We start from the raw sequence: 24,088 nt of genomic DNA on the forward strand, positions 1-24,088 counted from the left end.
TTCTATTTTCCTATAGAAAACCCTTCGAACATCCTTCCTCCATACTGTTCTAGCGTTTTTTCTACAAAAGTAATTAATTTTCTTTTCTCTCCCGTTGTATAAAAATGATCAAACGCCGCTACAAATTGATTTGCATATTGTTCATCATATGTTCTAAGTACCCTTATAAACCATTTTGAATTTCCAAGCCACCTACCATTTACTCTTAATACATATTCATGTAATAGATCAGCTAATAAATTCGCGATAAACAATTCTTCTTCTCTTTTTGATGCACCAATAAAATCATCCAAAGTATCTGTAATAAAATACCGTTTCTGTTTCATCATTTCTTCGTTCCATTTAGCTGGTCCTGTATTTAGTAAATCATTTGCTTCTCTTTTTAATTCCTCAACAATTTCATTTTCACCTTTTAATACAATAGCCTCTGAAACTAATTGTGGCAACGAAGGTCTTCCGCGATCACAATCCATTTTAAAAAAGGTTTTATACGTTTCAAAATTATGTACAAACACCTCAACGGGCCATCCATTACTATAAAAAGATTCCCTATAACAAGATGACAAATTACGATCTATAATTACAATGTCCAAATCAGATGTTTTTGTCGCTTCTCCTCGTGCAACACTTCCTCCAAGTAAAGCTACATCACAATTCGGAAATTGTGATGTAATTATACTTTTTGCTGCTTCCTTTGCTTTCATAACCGTTCTCCTTTTCTTATTTCACTTTCTTTTTTTCAACTCTTTCTCTCGCTTTTTTTATATACGGCTCTGCATCTGGTGTTTTGCATGATGTTGCCCCATGATCAACCTGCACTTTTCCAATTTCACGTGCAATTTCAATCGCTTTTCTCTCCAAGTCTTCATTAAGAATTCCTATCGCAATTAAAGCACTATTCATCGCTTCTTTTTTTCTATTTTTTTCATTATGTATATTTGTTTTAACCTCTTCTAAATACGGAGAGAAGAAATCATCATGTAACGTTTTATTTTTAATCGCTATATTTGCTAATAAAGACCAGCCTGCTCTTCCAATCCATTCATCATCAGACTTTGTCCATTCTTCCATTCTTTCTATCGCGATTGGCGAAGTACAAATAGCCGTCATCAAAACGTCCATTAAACAATAATAATCAACCTCCTGTACCCATTTATTTAGCTGTTCTGTCGTAACTTCCTTCGGATCTACAATCATCGTTGCTAAAGTCATTGCATCCATATTTTTTGTTTCCCATAATAAAGTCGCTAAATCATGATCTTTTTTAATCTTCTTTTTTAACAATTTTAAATTGGCAAAACTAACTCCGAATAGTGGCTCTTTCGCTCCGTGGTTTTTATACGTTTTACGATTTTGTTCTGTTCCATATTCCTCTAATTGCTGCATTACTTCTTCAAGTAACATATGCCCACCTCTTTATCTTTTCTGTTGACTTCATATATGTATGTACGATATATTCTACATTACTTTTTGGTTTTCCTATATTTATTTTTTAAATACGGTATGTGAAATTATATAGTTACTACAAATAACTAGAACAAATATGAAAAACCTGTACATTGAACATATACAGGTTTTCATTTCATCAAATTCCCATAGTGTAAGAAATAAAATTTGAAAGTACTTTTATTTGTTTGATCCTCTTTTTATTTTTTGTAAGCTCTTTACATCTGACCACTCTTCTATAGAACCTGCGTCTGGAAAAACTGTAACTACATTAAAATCCGCACCTTTTCCTTTTCCAATTTGTTTAGCAGCTAATAAATTCGCCGCTGCAGACGTTCCTATTTTCATACCAGTTTCATTATAAAAACGTGCCATTTCATACAAGGTTTCTTCATATGAATATGTCCATTGTTTTTCTATCAAATTGTCTTCCTGTTCTATGAAATGTTGTTTCCTTCCTAGGCCGAACCCACCTGATCCAGCATATTTCTTTAAATGATTTGGTGGTTGTCCGGAACCATAAGGCAATTCAGCAGGCATTACTAAATGTAGCTCAACTTTTTTTGTATAATTCTTTACTGCTTTATAGACCCCCATTAGAGTTCCACCAGTACCAGCAGATGCTACCCATGCGTGTATTGGTTTTCCATTCATTTGTGTAATAATTTCTCGTCCTGTTCCTTCTATATGACTTAATAGATTTGCATTATTATAATGTTGGAATAAAAAGTATAACTCTGGTTTTTGTTTGCTAATCTCAATTGTCTTTTCAATTACTGCGTAAAAACCCATACATTTATCAACTAAAATCACGTTAGCTCCATAATGTTTAAGTTCATTTAGTAGTGATTTACCAGTTCCAGAACTTAAAACTAACGTGCATTGAACTCCTAAACAATAACAAATATAGCCAATTGATCTCGCTAAGCTTCCACCGCTATACTCTAAAATAGGTTGTTTTTTGTCCGCTTCTTGTAAATATTTATTAATCATTCCAAGTGCGGCTCTATCCTTAATCGATTCTGTAGGGTTATGCCATTCACATTTAGCATAAACAGAAAGATCCTTCGTTTCTTCGCATTCTAATTTAATGAGAGGTGTATTCCCAACATTTTTAGCGAACTCATTAAAATGCTTTAATGTCATACTTCTATTCCTCCTACATAAATCATATTTATTTTTAGCTAAAATACTTTCTACATCTTCATAACTCTCTTAGCTAAATCTTTTTATATAAAAATCCCTACAAATGCTGTAGGGATTTATGACTAAATCATTTTGTTATACTCCATTACATACGAGAAGAGCTTCTTTATTCAAATGCGTTCATAAGCACAATTCTCCAGCCATCTGGATCCTCTATTGTGGTCCCTTTCTCTATCCAATACGGATTTTCTGGTTCCACCTCATGATAGCCCATATTACTTAATCGATTCACTATTTTTTCAATTTCTTCTTTATTAGGCATATAAAATACTAGTAAATTATCTTTTGTCGGTGCCGGACATGGACTTCCATTAACGTGCGTTGTAAACTCTAAATGATACTCGGCATCCGGTAATCCAAACATAACCCCATCATATCCTTCATGATTATGAAATTCTCCTATACGCTTTAACCCTAACCCCATCTCATAAAAACCTATAACTTCTTCAAATTTATCTGTTGGTCTTGCAATTCTAAATTGAACCCAATTCTTCATGCAAATCTCCTCCTTTTCATTTTCCAAAGCTTTATAGTAATTATTATAAGTTACATATATTTCCTTTCATATCCCTCATTGGAGTGAGAACTACCTAAGTTGAAAGACCTATTAGTTTATAAATAGTAGGACTTTAGTATTAAATTCATATAAAAGTAGTTATATGAATATTGAGATGAAATAAATAGTTCTTCCTTATATTTTATTACGTATGAAAAAGTTCTCCTTGCAGAGCCTTTATATACCGATCAGCAGATCTTTGTACAGCCTTATTCGCATCTTCCACCACACCATGAAATGCATTATATAGTCGACTAAACTGGATATCTTTTACTTTCTCTGCCATATCTCTAACTTTATTCGCTGGTAATGGGATGAGATTTGGATAACTATACATAAAACTTACCCATTTTTGATCGGAAACTACTTGTATAATATCACCTGATAACAAAATTCCTTTCCCTTCGTTACCTTCTTTCCAATGCATAACAGTCCCGCCCTTAAAATGTCCTCCTAAGCGATGCAATGTAAGTTCTTCCGATAATATCAAATGTTCCCCAGACCAAAATTTAATTTGTTTACTCGGGCGAACCACCCACTCTTTATCATCTTCATGAATATAGATAGGTACATTGAATGTTTCCGCCCATTTTACTTGTGTAGAGTAATAATGTGGATGAGAAAGTGCTATTGCTTGAATACCACCTAAATCATATATACTCTTGATCGTTTTATCATCTAAATAGCTAATGCAATCCCACATAACATGTAGAGTTTTACTTTGTATTAAAAATGCTGTTTGTCCAATTGCAAATTTAGGTTTTGTAGTAATGCTATACAAACCACTTTCTTCTTTTATTATTTCATTTTTGTATAAATTGCTATTTTGCATAGTTTCTAATGTTGTCCATGACTGCCCAATTGGATTCACATATTGCCTTTCCTCATTGCAAATATTACAACGGGAAGGTGCTTCTTCATTTTCGGGATACTGTACTCCACATGTAGTGCAAATATAATTAACCATATTCCCACTCCCTTTTTAAATTTAATTGTTCTTATACCAATATTTTAATAGAAAACAAAAATATTCGAATCAATAATTGGAATGAAAATGAAGTAATACGAAAGTATGATTAGCCCCCTTCCTTTTAACACTTTAGTCTAATTTCTTTAATTTTTTATTTGCTGCTTCCGAGAAAATAGAGTTTTTAATATATTAAAACTTTCTAATATATTTAACCCTTTAATCGTTAAAAGAAAGAGCAAATCTTCATAAAATACATGAAGCAATTGAAAGATTTTGTTACAACTTTATCACTATAATACTTACTAATACACATCAGGGGGATAGTAGATTTAAATTAAGGAGAGAGTATAATAAAAATTGTAATTATACTGTACGAAGTATGTAATACAGAAAGCGGTAGCAACATAAAGTTTGTTGATAAAACTATCGGGTGAATTTAATTTGATGATTGAAGAGTTTGTAAAGATAAATGAATATTGATTTCAAGCTTCATTTTAGGGGAAATAAACATCACAAACTACACGAATTAAAAAGTAGCCTTAAGACAAAATTTATATCCATAAAATATTTAAATGCATATACAATTTTATACAACCACTTTTTTATAAAGTAAGAAAAGTGGTTGTATATTTTAGAAAATATTCTTCGTTACAAAATCACGTTACATATTTTATTAAACTACAACTACTCATTTTCTTTTTTCTTCTTTTGTTCTTCAGAAGGCTCTTCCGTTGGATCTGGCTCTTGTTCATCCTTCTTGTTTAATTCATTATTTTTTTCCATAGAAGGATCTTGTTTTTCATTCTTTTCCTCCTGCCTTTGCTCAGAAGGTTCCTCCGTTGGATCTGGCTCCTGTTCATCCTTTGGAGCTGGATTACACCCAAATAACATTCCTACTGTAAATATGCTCATCATAAATATAGAAAGCATTTTTTTATAATTCAATTAAAGCACCTCCTAAAATTAATTTCCGTTGTAGTGTTCCAATTTAAGATTAAAACTATCCACCTTTTGTTCCATTTCTTTAAAAGTGTCATTCCTTTTAAATTTTGCATAATTTTGGACAAACTTTTTTGCAGTAGTTAAAAAGTTTTTTTGCAATTACCTCCCTATAATTGCTAATATAGTAGAGTAGAACTTTTATAGAGAGAAGGAAAATTATGCACAATGGAATTCAAATGACAACTTTAGTAAAAAGGGCTATGTTGATTTGCGCGGGGGTATTATTTACATACGAAGCCGCTTTAGGATCAGCACATATTGCTCTAGCAAGCACAGAGGATGAAGCAAAATCTGTTCAACTTGTAAGTGAAATTCAATCATCTCTTGCACCGAAAGAAGCTCCAAAACAATATAATGGGCAAGTTAGAAAAGTAGCTTACTTAACATTTGATGATGGTCCTGGAAAATACACAGCTGAGCTTTTAGATATGTTAAAGAAAGAAAATGCAAAAGCAACATTTTTCCTAATTGGTTCAAACGTAAAAGCTTTCCCTGATCTTGTAAAACGTGAAGATGCTGAAGGCCACTATGTTGGGATGCATAGTATGACTCATAATTACAAGAAACTTTATACAGAAGGTCGTTATGTAGATGAAATGAAGGAAGATCAAGGCTTAATCGCTGGTGTTCTAGGTAAATCACCAGTATTAACTCGTCCATCTTACGGCTCAATGCCAGGATTAAATGAAGCTCTTCGTAACAAAGTTGTTGAAAATGGGTTGAAAGTTTGGGATTGGACAATTGATTCTTTAGACTGGACATACAGCAAAATGCCTGTTGATGCTGCATCAGCTAAAATTGTACAAAACGTTGTAAATGGAGCTAACAAGCCAACAGAAGTAATTCTAATGCACGATATTCATCCACAATCCGTTAAAGCAGTACCAGGAATTATTAAAGGGCTGAAAGAAAAAGGATATGAATTAGAAAGTTATAGTGAGAACGAACACTTCCCATTAAACTTCTGGCACGATAATCGTATGTAATGAAAAAGACTCTATTTCCTCTAGTAGGTTATTGAGTCTTTTTTTATCGTATTGTGCAGTACTTCTCGTAAATTCTATCCCCCCTCCTTCCTTTGTATCAATAGAAATAAAAGTGATAACTGGGACAATAGAAGAGAAAATCGTATTAAAAAGATGAATCGGAAATTAAGAAAGAGAAACGAAAAGCAAAAAATATCGCAAGAGTGATTGATTCCAATTTAAAATACATATACATATTAAAATATATCAGGAAATTTAGGATTGAATATACAAATTCAATTCTATTTTTTATATTATCAACACTTTAGCACATATTACTCTTAAGGGGTGATGTGTATATGGATTTTCTTTCAGCCGAATATTTGTCTGCCTTACTTGCCATCATTGTAATTGATTTAGTATTAGCCGGTGATAATGCCATTGTAATTGGGTTAGCAGCAAGGCGATTACCGAAAGATCAACAAAAGAAAGTTATTATATGGGGAACTATCGGGGCAATCGCCATTAGAGCTCTCGCTACTTTAGTTGTCGTTTGGTTATTAAAAATACCAGGGCTACTTCTAATTGGTGGTGTACTCCTTATATGGATCGCTTACAAATTAATTGCTGAAGGCAAAGATCATGATATTAAGGCCGAAGAAGGGTTTTGGTCTGCTATTAAAACCATTATTATTGCTGATGCGTTAATGGGTATAGATAATGTTCTCGCTGTTGCAGGAGCTGCGCATGGCAACTTTTCTTTAGTCATCATCGGACTATTAGTATCTATTCCAGTAGTCGTATGGGGCAGTACATTAATATTAAAATGGGTGGACCGATTCCCTGTCATTATTACGATTGGAGCAGCTGTTTTAGCTTATACTGCTGCGAAAATGATTGTAGATGAAAAATGGTTCGCTGGATTTTTCGAAAGTAACCCTTTCATAAAATGGGCATTTATCATTATTATCATTGCCGGTGTAGTATTCTTTGGAAAGATGAAACAAAAAAAGAAAGATGTTTCTATATAATGACAACGTTCTATGTACAAACAAAAGCGCTACTCATAGGAGTAGCGCTTTTTACTATTTATTTCGTTTCTCCGTCTTCAGTCGTCTTTACCTTCGTTTTATTTTTATCACGATTGTTATAGTTGTACTTCGAACGATCGACCGGTGTAAATCCTTCCGGTGTATAGAATCGTAATAAGTCACCATTTACGACTTGGTCAGAGTATTTTAGTGATTTTTGAACCATTTGTTCATTTTGTTTTATTTCGTCTGTTAATTCTACAGCGTTACCAGTAGCTGTATCATAGTATTTTCCATTCAATGCAGTAACTGTTGGACTTACGAAGTTTCCGTTACGGAATGGAACAACTTGTTTATGCTCTGGTGATAGTAAATCAGATCCGAACTGGACATAATTTTTCGTATCTGTACCTAGTAAGTGTAATAGTGTCGGAAGAACATCAATTTCTCCGCCGTATTGATGTTGTACGCCACCCTTCATTCCTGGAACACGAATGATTAATGGTACTCGTTGCAGCTGTGCGTTTTCGAATGAGTTCATTTCTTTACCCATTATTTGAGACATTGCTGCGCCATGATTATCTGAAATACCATAATGGTCACCGTACATAACGATAATTGAGTTATCGTATAAACCAGATTGTTTCAAGTAATCCAAGAAACCTTTTACAGACTCATCTAAATAACGTGCCGTTTGGAAATACGTATCTACTGATGAATCACCTGTAGTCGCTGGTTCAATTGTTGCTTCCGCTTTATCAATCGGATAAGGGAAATGGTTCGATAACGTAATGAACTTCGTGTAGAACGGTTGTTTCAATGTTTGTAATAACGGAATTGATTCATTAAAGAACGGTTTATCTTTTAATCCATAGTTTACTACATCTTTTTCATTCATATCATAGTATGACGCATCAAAGAATTTATTAAAACCAAATGATTTATAAATATCGTCACGGTTCCAGAACGTTTTATAGTTACCGTGGAACACTGCTGATGTGTATCCTTGTTGCCCTAAAATAGCTGGTGCTGATTGAAACGTGTTATGAGCTTTATTTGTAAAAACAGATCCTTGTGGTAATCCAAACATTGAGTTTTCTAACATGAACTCCGCATCAGATGTTTTACCTTGTCCTGTTTGATGGAAGAAGTTATCAAAGTATAACGTATTCGCATCTTTTGTAAATGAATTTAAGAACGGTGTAACTTCTTGCCCATTTAATTTATAATCAATTAAAAAGTTTTGGAATGATTCTAAATGAATATAAATTACATTCATTCCTTTTCCTTTACCAAAGTACTCAGGATTTGGACTTGCATATGTTGATGCAAGATAATTTCTAACCTCTGTCATATTATCTCCATCAGCTAACGCTCGTTCTGTTGATGCTTTCGCACTTTGAATGCCATCATAAATCGTATAGTTGTATGCCCCTAAATATTTCACAATATAATTACGGTCAAATGTTCTTGTTAATAATTCAGGACGATCGGATTCTGCAAGACCTAAGTTAATGCTGAATAATAAAATACCTGCTACAAATACTAGTGATAATTTATGTTTGGCAACACGAATTGGTTTTGGGTTTGCGAATTTTGTTGCAACTAAAACAATTAAAATGATTGTATCTAAGAAATATAGTGGATCATATGCGTGTAGCAATGCAAAAATACTACCACCTAAATCTCCAAAGTTATTCGTTTGTGTTAATGTCGGGAACGTAATAAAGTCACTGAAAAAGCGATAATATACTACGTTTGCGTATAACAGTATAGACATTAACAAATTAATAACAATTAACCAAATGTAAGCACGTTTCCCCTTTGCGAATAATGCGAGCCCTAAAAATAAAACTGCTGAGCTTAACGGGTTGAAAAACAGTAAAAACTTTTGGATTGTGTTGGATATCCCTAAATTAAATTCTGTCACATATGCTGCGTATGTTTTTAACCAGAATAAAATAATGGCAAACACGAAAAATCCAAAGTGATTGCTTAACACTCGCTTACTCTTTAATAGTAATTGTTTCATCTCTCCACCTCTTTTGATCATCCAAGGCTTATTTTTCTATAAGTCTGTCTCTATTCAATTTTTTATCTTCAAATAGATTTTGTTTGTTTAACTAAATGAAGAATATTAGTAATTATAATTTGAAGCTAGTATTTATTCAACTATTTCTTTCTAGACATTTTGACCTTGGTTTCTATTTAATAAAATAAATTTGTAACATTTTCTGTTTTCCCCCATGTCCCATCCACTAATTATGACACCACATACTATAAACTTTTATTCACTGCTTCGCAAATAAATATGTCTCCAGTTCTGGAACATTAATGTAATATAATGAATTTAATAATAGATAGAATTAGTTTTTTTGGGTGTATATTACATCCCTTCATGAATTTCATAGTTTATTCATGCTGTAGCCATTTCTCTATATGCAACATCAAAATAACTTTCCACCGCTAAAGTTATTTCTGTATAATTATTCACAATTCATAAAAACAATGATTATAAAAAAACCTCACTCTCATAAAGAGAGCGAGGTTTTTCATCATTTATTATTGACCTTTGTACATTGCATCTACTTGTTTTTGAAGTTCTTCATTTTCTAAGAACTCATCGTAAGTAGCCTCTTTATCGATTACACCGTTTGGCGTTACTTCGATAATGCGGTTTGCAATTGTTTGTACGAACTGATGGTCATGAGATGTGAATAACATTGTACCTTTGAATGCGATTAAACCGTTGTTTAATGCAGTGATAGACTCAAGGTCTAAGTGGTTCGTTGGATCATCAAGTGTGATTACGTTCGCACCACTTAACATCATTTTAGATAGCATACAACGAACTTTTTCGCCTCCAGATAATACAGAAACGTTCTTCTTAACTTCTTCACCTGAGAATAACATACGGCCTAAGAAACCACGTAAGAAACTTTCTGACTCATCTTGTGGAGAGAATTGGCGTAACCAATCAACTAAGTTGGAGTCACTGTTCTCAAAGTATTTAGAGTTATCTCTTGGGAAGTAAGATTGAGATGTTGTAACGCCCCATTTAAATGAACCGCTATCTGGCTCCATTTCACCCATAAGGATTTTAAATAATGTTGTCATCGCGATATCGTTACGACCGATAAATGCAACTTTATCACCTTTATTTAAAGTGAAGTACACATTATCTAACACTTTTTCACCATCAATTGTTTTAGAAAGACCTTCAACAGTTAATAAGTCATTTCCTATTTCACGCTCAGGTGTAAAGCCAACGAATGGGTAACGACGTGATGATGGTCTAATATCATCTAATGTAATTTTATCTAATAATTTTTTACGAGAAGTTGCTTGTTTCGCTTTAGATGCGTTTGAGCTAAAGCGTGCAATGAAGTTTTGTAACTCTTTTACTTTCTCTTCTTTTTTCTTATTAGCATCTTGTGTTAATTTTAAAGCTAATTGGCTTGACTCATACCAGAAGTCATAGTTACCAACATAAAGTTGAATTTTACCGAAATCAAGATCAGCCATGTGCGTACAAACTTTATTTAAGAAGTGACGGTCATGGGATACAACGATTACTGTATTTTCAAAGTTCATTAAGAAGTTTTCTAACCATTGAATCGCTTTTAAGTCCAAGTGATTGGTAGGCTCATCTAGTAATAGAATGTCTGGTTTACCAAATAATGCTTGAGCAAGTAATACTTTTACTTTCTCTGCCCCAGTTAATTCTGACAATTTCTTATCATGAACATCTTCACCAATACCTAAACCTTTAAGAAGGATTGCAGCTTCTGATTCTGCTTCCCAACCGTTAAGCTCAGCGAACTCACCTTCAAGTTCAGCAGCACGCATACCATCTTCATCACTAAAGTCTTCTTTCATGTAAATGGCATTTTTCTCTTGCATTACTTTATAAAGTTGCGTGTGACCCATAATTACTGTTTCTAATACTGGGAACTCTTCATATTCGAAGTGATTCTGTTTTAATACTGCCAGACGCTCACCTGGCGTAATATGTATATCACCTGTTGATTGTTCGATTTCTCCAGATAAAATCTTTAGAAATGTTGATTTACCCGCACCGTTTGCTCCGATTAAACCGTAACAGTTACCTGGCGTGAATTTTATGTTAACATCTTCAAATAATTTGCGATCCGCAAAACGCAAACTAACGTTACTTACTGTAATCATTTGTGTCCTCCTACTAATACCGCTTATTTCAGCGTTTTCTCACCGATTGTCTTAAAAAATCGCATATTACGACTCAATTATTGTAGACTATAGCTATTATATAGTAGAAGAAGGATGAATAGCAACGGTTGATTACTATTCATCCCTTTTCTACCTTGAATAAAATGTATATTTTTAACGAAACAATATTATATAGAAGCAAATTTCATAATGTAAAGAGAAAATATTTATCATTGGAGCATTATGTTTACCTCTTACTTCCTTAACCGCATGTAGTAATAACAATGTAAAAACACCTACTGAATCAAAATAAGAGAAGAAGGAAAACGTATTATCGTACCTGCTCTTGGTGAAGATAAAGGTGGTCGTTTATTCGAAATTACAAAGAAAGAAGACCTAGAAAAAGTTAAGAAATATTACGATGAATCAGGAAATTATGCTCCTATGTTATTCTCTCATACACACGAAAAAGGCAATTTTCTTTTACAAATGAATGGCGATATGAAAGATGAAGAGTTTGCAAAATATAAAGATGTAATGGACAAGTTTATTAAATAAAAGAATCCCCTTTTAAAAGGGGATTCTTTTATTTTCTTTTGCTTAATTTCTTCGTATAATTTTTCATTTTACTCGTTAACCCTATTAAAGCAGGTAGCAATATTGGCATTACAATGATAGCTAATAGTAACAGTGCAACACCAACAACAGATGCTACTTGTATAAGCGTCAATACACCTGAAGGGATTAATGCAGCAAATGTACCACCTAAAATAAGCGCGGCCGATAATACAACTCCTCCTATGTGACGAGAGGCATTTACAATTTTCGTTGCTGGGTCTCCCTCTAGCTCATTGTATCGCATCATTACGAAAATGCTATAATCCACACCTAAAGCGACAATCATAATAAAACTAAAGAATGGTACATTCCAGCTTAATGACTCTACATTTAGTAAGTGTGCACTAATTTGTTCACTTATACCAAGTGATGCAAAATAAGCTATTATTAAAGATCCAATAATGAAGAGTGTATTTAAAAATGATCGTGTAATAACGAGTAATACAATCGCAATTCCAATTAACATAATCGTAGCTGTACGTAAGAAGTCTTGACCTGTTACTTCTTTTAAATCAACGTTTCTAGCCGTTGTACCTCCGATTGCTTTTTTCGCCGAATTTAATTCTGTACCATTTAAAGTACCGTCTATCGTTTTATTAATTTCTTCAATAATTGGCATCGCTTCTTTTGAATACGGATTTACGTCTAAAATGATTGTCATTTTAGCAGTCTTTCTATCATGTGACATGTACGTATTCAACGCTTTTTGGAAATCCGCTCCCTCTAAAACTTCTTTTGGAATATAAAATTTCTCAGAGCTTTTTGATTCATTCAGTTCTCCTAAATATTTCTGGGCATCTCCTAGTCCGTTACTTACCTTTTCGAGCCCTTCTGTGCTTTTAAATAATCCTGATTGTAATTGCCCCATCTGTTCTTGCAAGTCTTTCAGCCCGGTTAATAACTGGCCTTGCCCATCATTTATTTTCGTTAATCCGGTTTGTAACTCAGATGACTTGTTTGCAATTTGTTTTGAACCTGAAGCACCTTCATCTAATCCATTTTTAAGATCAGCTGCTCCTTTTTGTAATTTAGTAACTCCATTGTTCATTTCTTTTAAGCCGTTATCCACTTTCAATAACGATTGATTTGCTTCTTTAAATGAGCCCATCGCCGCTTTATGCTGTGTTGCTAATTGATTTAATTCATTTGAAAGCACACTTAATTGCTTTTGAGCCTCTTTAGCAATTCCTATCGTTTGTAGTATGTTCGGATCATTTGCTAATTCTGGTTTCGTTTGAATGAAATTGGTCATTAACATTTCAATTTGTTCGTAACCTTTTTTCGCCCCATCAATCGCTTGAGAAATACTTCCGAAGTATTGATTGTAAGAACTTAAGCCTTTTTCTAACTGCGAATAACCAGCATGAAGTTGTGACGTTGCATTAGATAAAACATTTATATTTTCATTTACTGAAGTTAATCCACTCTCAATTTGCTGCGCACCTTGTGCTCCGTCATTTATGCCATTTGATAGTTGATGTAAAGCTGTTCCTAATGCTGTTACTCCATTTTTCGCTTCGTTTGTTCCATCTATTAGTTTTTGAACGTTTGCAAGACTATTTGAGTCTTTACTACCCATTTTATCTTTCGCAGTAGTCAATCCATCATTAATTTCCTTAATACCACCATTGGCGTCTCCTAAACCTGTATTTAGTTCTCCAGCTTGTTTATTTATATATAGTTCTTTTATCCTTTCACCAGTTGGTCGTGTCGGTGAATATACTTCTGAAACACCTTTCACTTTCAAAATCTTATCAGTTATTTCATCTATAGTTTGAAGCGAACTCGCCTCATCTAACTTGTTATCCGATTGAATGACTAACGTACTTGGTGAAGAAAAACCAGGTGGAAAATGATCTTCTATAACGTTAATCCCCATTTTCGAATCATATTTATTATCTACTTCAAATAAATCATTGTAATTTAGTGTGTTAGAATATTTCATTACGAAAGGAATCGATATCACAAATACAATGATTAAAGCTGCGAATGGTCTTACTACTGAGTTTTTCGCAAGAAATCCCCATAAGCGACTATCCTCATGACCTTTAAATGTTTTAACTGGATAAAACATTCCTTTTCCTAAAAGCACCATAAAAAATGGATTTAATGTAGTTAATACAAGTAATAATACTGCGACACCAATTGCTACGGCTGAAGTAGATTGATATAATTTAAAACTCGCTAAAGCAAGAGATGCAAAACCGATTAGTACTGCTATCCCACTATATAAAACGGTTTTTCCTGCTGATTTAAACGTTTCTTTCGTAGCCAAAAATGCATTTTCTTGTTTACTTAATTCTTCTTTAAATCTTGTATATAATAAAATGTTATAGTCTGTTCCAACTCCAAACAGGACAACAACTACAAACACTTGTGTAAAGTTGGAAAACGGAAAATTAAATCGATCAACTAAATGGGCGATAATCCCCATTGAAACTAAATAGGATACACCAACTGTAAGAAGAGAAACGATTGGAACAATTGGTGAACGAAATACAATGATTAATACAACTAAAATGAAAATGATAGAAATAACTTCTGTCTTTTTCACTCCCTCTTGAGAGGATGTAAGGAAATCACCCGCTATTAAATCACTTCCTGTTAAGTACGTTTTAACACCCTTCGTTTGCACTTTTTTATGAAGATCATTTGCAACTTTTGATATTTCACCATTTTTTTTATCTACTGAGATTTGCGTTAAAATGGTCGTATTGTCTTTAGATATCAACTGTTTTTCCAAATCTTTATTATCTAAATGTGAAACAACTTCCTTAATTCCTAATTGCTCTTTTTCATTTTGTAAAGCATGGATTGTTTTTATTATCTCTTCTTTTTGCTCAGTAGTTAAAGCTTCTTTACTTTCACTATTAAAAACAGCTATAATTTCATACTTTTCAGTCCCGTCTTTATTCATCTCTCTTATCATTTTATCAGCAATACTACTTTGTTCTGTATTAGGAATCGTAATGTGCCCTTTTTCTTTCACTAATTTATCCATATTAGGCATCGTTACGATCATTGCAATAGTAATAACTATCCATAATAGAAAAGATAAACTTCTCCAATTTTTCAGCTTACTCATTTTAATCATCTCCCATTTTGAAAATTAAAAGGGAATGAATATTCATTCCTATCCTTTTAAAAATACTTTTTTCGGAATGAACGTTCATTCCTATCATTCTATTGCATTATTTTTTAAACTTTATTAAACTACCTTTTCCGGAATGAATGTTCATTCCTATTGTTACACAAATATCCTCTCCTACTCTCATGTTTTAAATATATTCAGGAATGAATATTCATTCCTATACCTATTAGCTATAGAATCAAATGATTCTAATAGCGTTCCAAGAACTTTCTTCCAATTCTTTTACTAATTCTTTTGAGTATTCTAATTGCCCTGTTGCAATTACCTTCGTTAGTTTTTCTAGCGGTTGATATACAATAATAATTAAAGCAACTGGAGGCAATGGACGAAGAAAACCTTTTGCGATTCCATCTTCAATAATATTCATAAAGAAGCCTATAAAATCATCAAATATTTTCTTACTCTGTTCGTCAAGAAAATAACTATCGCAGTGAGAATTTGTAAATAAAAAAGCGTCCACATTGTTTCTCGCAAATTCAAATAAGCGGTTGTACGTATGACTAAACTGTTCACGAATATTTGCTTCAACAGGAAAATCCGTTTTTATCATTTCAGAAAGCTCTAACATACTTTTTGAAAATAATGAGTTAACAAGCGCCTCTTTATTTTCAAAGTAGCGATAAATAGTACCCGCACCGACCTTTGCTTTTTCAGCGATCATTGGAATTGTCGTACCATCGTAACCACGCTCTGCGAAAAGTTGCATCGCAGCATCAAAAATATCCTCTTGTTTGTTTTTAGCCATTTTTTCCACCTCTATTTTCAGGAATGAAAATTCATTCCGTTTTTAATTATAAATTACATCGATTAAAAGTCAAGTGCATGACCAGTATCGGTTCGGTTTTAATCCCTTGTTTGTGAAAACATTATATCAGCGATTTTCAAGATAAATCGACTTACCGACAAAAACTGACAGTATAATTTGAAGCCGTCCCAAAATTTTGTTTGGGACAGCCCAATTTCCTATTTAAAACTTAAAAGAAATCATAAATAAATGCTTTACGTACCGGGACTATATTCTCCAACGCTCGTATTTCCTCTTCACTTCCGCTAATTAATTCTAGTTCATTAAGTTGTAACGGACGTTTGTATCCAAACATTATTGTAGATAATGCATTTATATCTAGCCTAATTCCTTTATCCTTTATTTCTTCTTCTATAATTGTTATTTCATGATTTGCAAGTCTCACTGTTACGTTATTCCATGGTGCAAATGAATCTGTAATATGTAAAATTACTTCTTGCTGTGCATTGTTCCAATTCAACTCATATTGTTTTAAGAACTGCTCCACATCTACAATTCTGCCCATAAAATATGGCTTTATTTCTGCTTTCACGCGTGGCTCTTGCAGTGTATATAATAACGGTTCGTTTTCACTTACTGTCATTTCAAGTTCTTTAATCATAGAATCATGCTGGCAAATAAAGTTCCACAGGCCATTTCGTGCTTCGTTTTGCAGCGGAACAAATTCTTCTACTTTCATTTTATAGTTTTCTATTTTATATAGCATGTAGCCAGCTGCCGTTTTATTTTTATCGTAATAAATCGCTAATGTTAAATCATCATATACAGCCTGTAACCACCATTTTTCACCGCGAACTAGCATACCGGAAAAACGTTCTGCAAATGTTTCATAAATTTTCTCAACTTCTTCTGGATGATTTTCTTTATTGTAACGTTTCACAGTACCATTCACTTGTTTTTTCATAACTAAATCACTCTTTGTCATATGACATACAAGGAGATTCGCACAAAGTTCCCAGCCGTATTTACGGTAAAATGAAACAGCAAATGGATGTAGCATCGATACTGTATATCCGTCTTTTTTCATCGTTTGAAGTGAATGTTGAAGCAATTCTTTCACGTACCCGCTTCTTCTATACTCTGGATACGTCGCTACCCCTGCAACGCCTCCCATTTTAAATTTCTCTTTGCCTATGTATATATGAAACGGAATAAGATGCAGTTTTGCTGCTACATCTTCACCTTCCATAATACCGTATATTTCATGAATTTCTTTCATCTTTGTAAGTTGTTGCTGCAATCGTTCCCCATCAACTTTATATTGAAAAGCGTATTCCGATAAGCGTAATGCTTCTCTAAATCTATCTTCTTTTAATTGTATAACGTTCATCTATTTCTCCTCCATTCCTTGTTTGAATTGTACCATAATTCTCAATATTCCGGTGCGGTGAATGAAATTATATGGACTTAACGACACGAATCCAATATAAAAAGCAGATACATCCCGTATCTGCTTTTTATTACTTTATTTAGCTAACTTTTGAAGTTCTTCGAAGAATGTAGGATATGATACGCCTACTGCTCCTGCGTCTTCAATTGTTGTTTTTCCTTCGGCTAGACAGCCGGCAATTGCAAGCATCATTCCGATACGGTGATCACCGTAACTATTTACTGTATTGCCTTTTAGTGCTGATTTTCCGTAAATAATCATCCCGTCATCAGTTGCTTCTATGCGAGCTCCTAGTTTCGTTAACTCCGCAACGACTGTATCAATACGGTTCGTTTCTTTTACTTTTAATTCGTGCGCATCTTTAATTACTGTAATTCCTTCTGCTTGCGTTGCCGCTAAGGCGATAACAGGAATTTCATCGATTAATCTTGGGATAATATCTCCGCCAATTTCAATTCCTTTTAATGAAGATGTTTCGATCGTAATGTTTGCAGCTGGTTCTGATGATCCTTCGTTAATTGGCTCTACAGTAAACGTAGCACCCATTTTTTCTAAAACATCAATAATACCTGTACGAGTTGGGTTCATTCCTACATTTTGTAATACTAGTTTACTGTTTGGAATAATCGCACCTGCTACTAGGAAAAATGCTGCTGACGATACGTCACCTGGTACTTGAACGTCTGTTGCTGTTAGCTTTTGTCCACCTGCAAGTTTCACTGTTTTTCCCTCACGAATTACTTTAACGCCAAATGCTTCAAGCATTCTTTCCGTATGGTCGCGGGAAATATGTGGTTCTGTAACAGCTGTTACACCTTCTGCTCGAAGTCCTGCAAGTAAAATAGCTGATTTTACTTGTGCGCTTGCTACAGGCGAAGTGAATTGGATTGCTTTTAAATCTCCACCACGTATTGTTAACGGTGTAAACGTCCCTTCTTCGCGGCCATCAATGTTTGCACCCATTTGTTTTAATGGATTTGTAACACGTTTCATCGGTCTTTTTGCGATAGATGCATCACCTTGTACGCAAGAGAAAAATGGTGTATTTGCCAAAATTCCTGACATTAAACGTATTGTTGTACCAGAATTACCAACATCTAATACAGCTTTCGGTTCTTGTAAGCCTTCTAATCCTTTACCAACTACAGTGACTTCATCACCGTTTTGCACGATGTCTACTCCCATTTCTTTAAAGCAAGAAATTGTACTTAAACAGTCTGCACCGGGCAAGAAACCTTTAATTGTTGTTTTTCCTTCTGCAATCGCGCCGAACATGACAGCTCGGTGTGAAATGGATTTATCTCCTGGAATTGTAATAACACCATTTAATCCGTTATTAACAGGTTCTATTGTTCTTTCCTTCATGTTTTCACCTTCTCATTTAAATTGTTTCATAAGTTTGGTATTTTTCTTCTCCGAGCGCTAGCTTTGCTTTCATACGATCTTCTTCTCTTTGGAAACTAATACGTAATACCCCAAGCAACCCTTCACGTGCTTCTAATATTTGCAAGTTCGTAATACTAATTTCTTCGCGTGCCAAAATACTCGTAATATGAGCCAATGCCCCTACTTTATCTAAAACATCGACGTATAAGTCGTGATAGGCAGGAATTGCCCCTCTCTTTCGTACTGGTAAAGAGTCACGGTATTCTTTCGCGTCTGCAAAATAGTTTTGAATCTCGCCCGCATCTCCGGTAGAAACTGTATCATATAAATCTTCCATTTCAGAGATCCACTCTTTTAATAATACCATTAAATGCTCCCGATTTTGCTTAACAATATCACTCCACATTTTTGGGCTACTAGATGCAATACGTGTAATGTCTTTAAACCCTCCGGCAGCTAGTTGATGAATAAGTGGATTATCTCCTGCATGTTTCTCCACTTGTTTCACTAATCCTGCTGCGATAAGATGCGGAAAATGACTAACGATCCCTGTTACATAATCATGTTCTTCCGTATTTAAAACGAGAAAATGAGATCCTGTTCCTTGTAACCAACGCTTTAGTTCTTCCACATGTTCATTTGGCACATGATTCATCGGCGTTAAAATGTAAAATGCATTTTCAAATAAATGCGCTTTTGCACTTTCAACTCCAGTCTTATGAGAACCTGCCATCGGATGTCCACCAATGAAAGATACTTTCTTTGAAAATAAAGCTTCCGCTTCATTCATAATCGTTCCTTTTGTACTACCAACATCCGTTACAATAACATCTTCTCGTAAACGAAATGACGCTAATTTGTGTAATAACTTCTTCGTTTCTTCAACTGGAGAAGCAAAAACAATTAAATGCGCCTCTTCACATGCATGCTGTAAATCTATCGCTACTTCATCTACTACATGTAACTCTTTTGCACGCTCTACTTGTTCTTGAAATATATCATAACCTGTTATCGTTACATCGTGCTCTTTCTTAATTGCTAATGCGAGAGAGCCTCCTATTAAACCTGTTCCAATTAATACTACCTTTTTACGCATTTGCCTCATCTCGAGACTTTCTTTTTTTATTTTCAAAGTGTTGTTTTAACACTGAAATCACTCCTTCATTTTGCTCCCTTGTTCCGACGGTAATACGGACACCATTCGGGAATGGACGTATAATAAACCCTGCGTGTGCACAAGCTTCATAAATCTCTCCAGCATTCTCAACTGGCAAGAAGATGAAATTTGTTTGCGATGGATAAAATGGAATTTCATTTTCCTTACAAAAGCTCTCGTATTGTTGTAATCCCTCTGTATTCACACGAACTATTTCTTCAATAAACTCATCATCACAAAAAGCAATCGTCGCTGCTTTTTGCGCTAATGAAGATACGTTAAATGGCAAACGTACGACATTTAATTTCTCGATTAGCTCTTCCTGTCCAATTGCATATCCAACGCGGAAAGAAGCTAATCCGTACGCTTTAGAAAATGTTCTAAGTACAAGAATGTTTTTATGTTTTTCTAAAAGCGGTAATGTCTCTGGGAAATCCTTTGCTGTTACGTATTCATAGTACGCTTCATCAATGACAATTAACGTATTTTCACTAATACCTTCAATAAATCGAGTCAATTTTCGATCATTCACATATGTGCCTGTCGGGTTGTTCGGATTACAAATCCATACGATTTTCGTATTATTATTTATTGCTGACGAAATTTCATCTAAATCGTATACACCGTTATTTAAAGGGATTTCTTTCACTTCACAACCTTCAATAATTGCATGATGACGGTACTGAGGGAATGTTGCACCAGCCGTCACGATGTTATCTCCTGCTTTAAGTACTGCACGGCTTATTATTTGAATGACTTCATCTAATCCACTACCGCAAAGTATTTGTTCCATTTGAACATGTAACTTATCTGCAATTTTTTGACGGAGCATTGTAGCACCTCCGTCAGGATATAAAGCATGTTCCAACCACGATTTTTGCAACTCATCTAAAACACGTGGTGAGCAGCCGAATGGATTTTCATTCGATGCTAATTTCACAAATGCATGATCTCCGTACACTTCTTTCATTTGTTCAGGTGATTTACCTGGTTTATATGGTTGTAATGATGATAGTTGATCTTTTACTTGCATGTTAAAACCACCTTTTTATTAAAATTCTTTTGCGTAGTTGTTATGTTGTGTGATGTTTTGCTGAATTAAATCCATACGATCTTTTCCGAATTGTTCGACTAGCGCATGTGCAAGTTCCCATGCTACAACAGATTCAGCTACTACACCTGCTGCTGGTACTGCACAACTATCAGATCTTTCAATACTCGCTTGGAATGCTTCTTTCGTATCAATGTCAACACTTGCTAACGGTTTGTATAATGTAGGTATTGGCTTCATAACACCTCTTACGACAATTGGCATTCCTGTTGTCATACCGCCTTCTAAACCGCCGGCATTATTGGTTTTTCTCGTGTATCCATTTTCTTCATCCCATAATATTTCATCATGCACTTTACTTCCCGGCTGTCTTGCCGCTTCAAAACCAACGCCAATTTCAGCACCTTTAAATGCATTAATACTCATAATCGCACCAGCAAGTTTTGCATCTAATTTACGATCGTAATGAACGTAACTACCAATGCCAATCGGCATGCCTTCTGCAATGACTTCAACAATACCGCCGATTGAATCTCCGCTACTTTTTGCGTTATCAATCGCATCCATCATCTCTTGTTCTACTTCTTTATCTAAACATCGAACTGGTGAATTTTCAGTAATCGTTTGTATCTCTTCTATTGGTAAGTTTGAAATTCGTTTCGCTTGTACCCCACCAATTTCAAGAACATGCCCTGCAATTTCTACGCCTAATTCTTTCAAAATTTGTTTCGCAACTGCACCAGCAGCTACACGAACTGTCGTTTCTCTTGCAGATGAGCGCTCTAGTACATTTCTTATATCACGATGTCCATATTTAATTGCGCCGTTTAAATCCGCATGTCCTGGACGTGGTTTTGTAATTGTACGTTTCATATCTTTACTTTCTTTTTCCGAAATTGGCTCTGCACCCATTACTTTCGTCCAATGTTTGAAATCATCATTTTTAACGATTAACGTTATTGGTGAGCCAAGTGTCATCCCATGACGAACACCACTTACAATTTCAACTGTATCAGTTTCTATTTGCATGCGTCTTCCGCGTCCGTGCCCTTTTTGTCTTCTTAATAATTCTTTGTTAATATGTTCCGCTGTTAATGTTAAACCTGCTGGTACACCTTCTAAAATAACTGTTAACTGCGGTCCATGTGATTCTCCAGCTGTAATGTATCTCATTTCTCTTGCCCCTTTACTATTTTTTTGTACAAAAAAGTCCCTACTGAGCGCTCAGTAGGGACGATGTTTATCGCGGTACCACCCTAGTTGTAGACAACTATCGTCTACCTCTCTTCTTCTGTAACGATCGTTTGACCGTCTTTCCCTCCAAAAGTTGGCGGAAAAGATGCTCCAAGGCTGTAATTCATGCTTATCTTTGTACTGATTCACACCGACCATCAGCTCTCTTTAACAGTGAGATAAGCACTACTGTTTCCTCTTCAGCGCATATATGATATGGAATTAAGATAATTTATTTTTGAAACCTTTTAACTCATCCATGAATCTATGGAATTCTGGAATATCCATTTGTTGTGCAGAATCTGATAATGCAACTGCTGGGTCTGGATGTACTTCAGCCATTACTGCATCTGCGCCAATTGCAAGTGCTGCTTTCGCTGTTGGTAATAATAAGTCTCTACGTCCAGTTGAATGCGTTACGTCAACGATTACTGGTAAATGTGTTTCTTTCTTTAAAATCGGTACTGCTGAAATGTCTAATGTGTTACGTGTCGCTCTTTCGTATGTGCGGATACCACGCTCACATAGAATAATTTGGTCGTTACCCTGTGCAATGATGTACTCAGCTGCGTTAATGAACTCATCAATTGTTGCTGCTAATCCACGTTTTAATAATACTGGCTTGTTAACTTTACCTACAGCTCGTAATAAATCGAAGTTTTGCATGTTACGTGCACCAACTTGAATTACATCAACGTAGTCTAATGCCATTTCAACATCGTTCGGATTTAAAATTTCACTAATGATCGCTAAGTCAAACTCATCTGCAACCTGGCGTAAAATTTGTAATCCTTCTACTCCTAAACCTTGGAAATCGTATGGAGATGTTCTTGGTTTGAAAGCACCACCGCGCATTAATTTTAGACCTTGGTCTTTCATCGCTTGCCCTACTTGACGAACTTGCTCTAAGCTTTCTACCGCACAAGGTCCCATGATGAACGTTTGTGTTCCGTTTCCAATCAATTCACCTTTTACATTAACGATTGTGTTTTCTTGTTTCTTTTTACGTGATACTAGTAATGCTTTACGGTTATCATCTTCTTGTAATTCTAAGCTAGCTTTGAAGATTGTTTTGAAAATGTGTTGAACTGTTGACGTTTCGAATGGTCCTTCGTTATGCTCTGCGATCATATCAAGCACTTCACGCTCACGTACTGGATCAAATCGTTTCGTACCTTGTACTTGCTTCTGTTCCCCAATTTTTTGAACGATTTCACCACGTTTGTTTAAAAGGTGTAATAGTTGTAAGTTAATTTCATCTACCTGTTTACGTAATTGATCTAATTCATGATTTGCCATTTGGAAATCCTCCTCTAATGTTTTAAAAGTATAGTAAGAGAATGAAAAATTCTCTATTTTCTGAACTGATAAATTATACAAATTTTAAGTGGAATCGATACCTCTTCTTATCTTAAACGAATATTTACTATAAGGACACTATCGACTAGATAAAAACCCACTTTTTTGTACAAAAAATCCCTACTGATCCAATCAGTAGGGACGATATTTATCGCGGTACCACCCTAGTTGTAGACTTCTTTCGTCTACCTCTCTTCATTGTTAACGATCATCTGACCGTCTTTCCCTTCATAAAGACAATATTTATCTTTATTACGGAAAAGATGCTCTAGGACTGTAATTCGCTCTTGTTTTTGTACTGGTTCACACCAACCACCAGCTCTCTGTTACAGGGAAACAACAACTACTGCTTTTCCTTTCAACGCATATATATTTAATTTTCAAGTTGGACCACTAAAATACAAAAAGTCCCTACTGAATAAATCAGTAGGGACGATATTTATCGCGGTACCACCCTAGTTGTAGACTAACTTTCCGTCTACCTCTCTTCACTGTTAACGATCAATTGACCGCTTTTTCTTCATAAAGACGAAACTATCTTTACTACGAAAAAGATGCTCCAAGACTGTAATTCA

General features: G+C 34.7%; 18 protein-coding genes, 1 pseudogene and 3 other annotated features (1 of these 22 running past the window's edge). Of the genes and pseudogenes, 3 read left to right on the plus strand and 16 right to left on the minus strand.

The genetic code is table 11. The features are described 5' to 3' along the window. Positions 1-2: 2 nt before the first annotated feature. The 6 genes from F8162_RS02630 to F8162_RS02655 form a co-directional block, all read right to left on the minus strand. Positions 3-704: a nucleotidyltransferase domain-containing protein gene (locus F8162_RS02630; protein ID WP_151635147.1), complete on the minus strand. Its 702-nt coding sequence runs from the start codon at positions 702-704 to the stop codon at positions 3-5. 16 nt (positions 705-720) lie between these two features. Next, a complete protein-coding gene (locus F8162_RS02635; RefSeq protein WP_151635145.1) occupies positions 721-1,404 on the minus strand; it encodes a DNA alkylation repair protein in 684 nt (227 codons plus the stop codon). 222 nt (positions 1,405-1,626) lie between these two features. Then, positions 1,627-2,592: a PLP-dependent cysteine synthase family protein gene (locus tag F8162_RS02640; RefSeq protein ID WP_151635143.1), complete on the minus strand. Its 966-nt coding sequence runs from the start codon at positions 2,590-2,592 to the stop codon at positions 1,627-1,629. 166 nt (positions 2,593-2,758) lie between these two features. Further along, positions 2,759-3,148, minus strand: a complete 390-nt coding sequence (locus F8162_RS02645; protein ID WP_151635141.1) for a VOC family protein — start codon at positions 3,146-3,148, stop codon at positions 2,759-2,761. Between the two features lie 205 nt (positions 3,149-3,353). Beyond that, positions 3,354-4,175 carry a hypothetical protein gene (locus F8162_RS02650; RefSeq protein ID WP_088092449.1) on the minus strand — a complete coding sequence of 274 codons (822 nt, stop codon included), beginning with the start codon at positions 4,173-4,175 and terminating at the stop codon, positions 3,354-3,356. Positions 4,176-4,862: 687 nt separating this feature from the next. Beyond that, positions 4,863-5,123: a hypothetical protein gene (locus F8162_RS02655; RefSeq protein ID WP_120340984.1), complete on the minus strand. Its 261-nt coding sequence runs from the start codon at positions 5,121-5,123 to the stop codon at positions 4,863-4,865. A 215-nt stretch (positions 5,124-5,338) separates the two neighbouring features. On the opposite strand from F8162_RS02655, the gene F8162_RS02660 reads away from it, so the two are divergent. Continuing rightward, complete coding sequence (locus F8162_RS02660) at positions 5,339-6,166, plus strand: peptidoglycan-N-acetylglucosamine deacetylase (RefSeq protein ID WP_151635139.1); 828 nt, start codon at positions 5,339-5,341, stop codon at positions 6,164-6,166. A 338-nt stretch (positions 6,167-6,504) separates the two neighbouring features. Next, positions 6,505-7,176, plus strand: coding sequence for a TerC family protein (locus F8162_RS02665; RefSeq protein WP_064475602.1), 672 nt, complete (start codon positions 6,505-6,507; stop codon positions 7,174-7,176). A gap of 58 nt (positions 7,177-7,234) precedes the next feature. Here the strand turns inward: F8162_RS02665 and F8162_RS02670 are convergent, their stop codons facing one another. Then, positions 7,235-9,208, minus strand: coding sequence for an LTA synthase family protein (locus tag F8162_RS02670; RefSeq protein ID WP_151635137.1), 1,974 nt, complete (start codon positions 9,206-9,208; stop codon positions 7,235-7,237). A 530-nt stretch (positions 9,209-9,738) separates the two neighbouring features. Then, positions 9,739-11,364, minus strand: a complete 1,626-nt coding sequence (locus F8162_RS02680) for an ABC-F family ATP-binding cassette domain-containing protein (RefSeq protein WP_000633871.1) — start codon at positions 11,362-11,364, stop codon at positions 9,739-9,741. Positions 11,365-11,673: 309 nt separating this feature from the next. On the opposite strand from F8162_RS02680, the pseudogene F8162_RS02685 reads away from it, so the two are divergent. Then, positions 11,674-11,922 (plus strand): annotated as a pseudogene (locus F8162_RS02685) (stress protein); the annotation flags it as partial. A gap of 28 nt (positions 11,923-11,950) precedes the next feature. On the opposite strand, the gene F8162_RS02690 reads toward F8162_RS02685, so the two are convergent. The 8 genes from F8162_RS02690 to F8162_RS02725 form a co-directional block, all read right to left on the minus strand. Next, complete coding sequence (locus F8162_RS02690) at positions 11,951-15,067, minus strand: MMPL family transporter (RefSeq protein ID WP_151635135.1); 3,117 nt, start codon at positions 15,065-15,067, stop codon at positions 11,951-11,953. 244 nt (positions 15,068-15,311) lie between these two features. After that, positions 15,312-15,878: a TetR/AcrR family transcriptional regulator gene (locus tag F8162_RS02695; RefSeq protein WP_061666510.1), complete on the minus strand. Its 567-nt coding sequence runs from the start codon at positions 15,876-15,878 to the stop codon at positions 15,312-15,314. A gap of 229 nt (positions 15,879-16,107) precedes the next feature. Then, positions 16,108-17,268 carry an enhanced intracellular survival protein Eis gene (gene eis, locus F8162_RS02700; RefSeq protein ID WP_151635133.1) on the minus strand — a complete coding sequence of 387 codons (1,161 nt, stop codon included), beginning with the start codon at positions 17,266-17,268 and terminating at the stop codon, positions 16,108-16,110. Between the two features lie 135 nt (positions 17,269-17,403). Continuing rightward, a complete protein-coding gene (gene aroA, locus F8162_RS02705; protein WP_151635131.1) occupies positions 17,404-18,693 on the minus strand; it encodes a 3-phosphoshikimate 1-carboxyvinyltransferase in 1,290 nt (429 codons plus the stop codon). A 16-nt stretch (positions 18,694-18,709) separates the two neighbouring features. After that, a complete protein-coding gene (gene tyrA / locus F8162_RS02710) occupies positions 18,710-19,810 on the minus strand; it encodes a prephenate dehydrogenase (protein WP_076538399.1) in 1,101 nt (366 codons plus the stop codon). Continuing rightward, the gene (gene hisC, locus F8162_RS02715) at positions 19,803-20,903 is read right to left on the minus strand and encodes a histidinol-phosphate transaminase (RefSeq protein WP_151635129.1); all 1,101 of its coding nucleotides are present in this window, start codon (positions 20,901-20,903) and stop codon (positions 19,803-19,805) included. Before hisC ends, tyrA begins: the two co-directional genes overlap by 8 nt. 18 nt (positions 20,904-20,921) lie before the next feature. After that, positions 20,922-22,094, minus strand: coding sequence for a chorismate synthase (aroC, locus tag F8162_RS02720; RefSeq protein WP_151635127.1), 1,173 nt, complete (start codon positions 22,092-22,094; stop codon positions 20,922-20,924). Positions 22,095-22,147: 53 nt separating this feature from the next. After that, positions 22,148-22,367, minus strand: a binding site (T-box leader). 9 nt (positions 22,368-22,376) lie between these two features. Beyond that, entirely contained in the window at positions 22,377-23,453 is a 1,077-nt protein-coding gene (locus F8162_RS02725) for a bifunctional 3-deoxy-7-phosphoheptulonate synthase/chorismate mutase (RefSeq protein WP_001273578.1), read from the minus strand. A 194-nt stretch (positions 23,454-23,647) separates the two neighbouring features. Then, positions 23,648-23,884, minus strand: a binding site (T-box leader). Between the two features lie 54 nt (positions 23,885-23,938). Further along, positions 23,939-24,088: a binding site (T-box leader), on the minus strand (it continues 87 nt past the right edge of the window).

It is taken from the genome of Bacillus sp. CH140a_4T (genome assembly GCF_008923725.1).
Taxonomy (GTDB): Bacteria; Bacillota; Bacilli; order Bacillales; family Bacillaceae_G; genus Bacillus_A.

Bases quoted from the DNA above. Each gene is read 5' to 3' on its own strand.
- F8162_RS02630 (WP_151635147.1), bottom strand. From the start codon at position 704: ATGAAAGCAAAGGAAGCAGCAAAAAGTATAATTACATCACAATTTCCG.
- F8162_RS02635 (WP_151635145.1), bottom strand. From the start codon at position 1,404: ATGTTACTTGAAGAAGTAATGCAGCAATTAGAGGAATATGGAACAGAA.
- F8162_RS02640 (WP_151635143.1), bottom strand. From the start codon at position 2,592: ATGACATTAAAGCATTTTAATGAGTTCGCTAAAAATGTTGGGAATACA.
- F8162_RS02645 (WP_151635141.1), bottom strand. From the start codon at position 3,148: ATGAAGAATTGGGTTCAATTTAGAATTGCAAGACCAACAGATAAATTT.
- F8162_RS02650 (WP_088092449.1), bottom strand. From the start codon at position 4,175: ATGGTTAATTATATTTGCACTACATGTGGAGTACAGTATCCCGAAAAT.
- F8162_RS02660 (WP_151635139.1), top strand. From the start codon at position 5,339: ATGCACAATGGAATTCAAATGACAACTTTAGTAAAAAGGGCTATGTTG.
- F8162_RS02665 (WP_064475602.1), top strand. From the start codon at position 6,505: ATGGATTTTCTTTCAGCCGAATATTTGTCTGCCTTACTTGCCATCATT.
- F8162_RS02670 (WP_151635137.1), bottom strand. From the start codon at position 9,208: ATGAAACAATTACTATTAAAGAGTAAGCGAGTGTTAAGCAATCACTTT.
- F8162_RS02680 (WP_000633871.1), bottom strand. From the start codon at position 11,364: ATGATTACAGTAAGTAACGTTAGTTTGCGTTTTGCGGATCGCAAATTA.
- F8162_RS02690 (WP_151635135.1), bottom strand. From the start codon at position 15,067: ATGAGTAAGCTGAAAAATTGGAGAAGTTTATCTTTTCTATTATGGATA.
- F8162_RS02695 (WP_061666510.1), bottom strand. From the start codon at position 15,878: ATGGCTAAAAACAAACAAGAGGATATTTTTGATGCTGCGATGCAACTT.
- eis (WP_151635133.1), bottom strand. From the start codon at position 17,268: ATGAACGTTATACAATTAAAAGAAGATAGATTTAGAGAAGCATTACGC.
- aroA (WP_151635131.1), bottom strand. From the start codon at position 18,693: ATGAAGGAAAGAACAATAGAACCTGTTAATAACGGATTAAATGGTGTT.
- tyrA (WP_076538399.1), bottom strand. From the start codon at position 19,810: ATGCGTAAAAAGGTAGTATTAATTGGAACAGGTTTAATAGGAGGCTCT.
- hisC (WP_151635129.1), bottom strand. From the start codon at position 20,903: ATGCAAGTAAAAGATCAACTATCATCATTACAACCATATAAACCAGGT.
- aroC (WP_151635127.1), bottom strand. From the start codon at position 22,094: ATGAGATACATTACAGCTGGAGAATCACATGGACCGCAGTTAACAGTT.
- F8162_RS02725 (WP_001273578.1), bottom strand. From the start codon at position 23,453: ATGGCAAATCATGAATTAGATCAATTACGTAAACAGGTAGATGAAATT.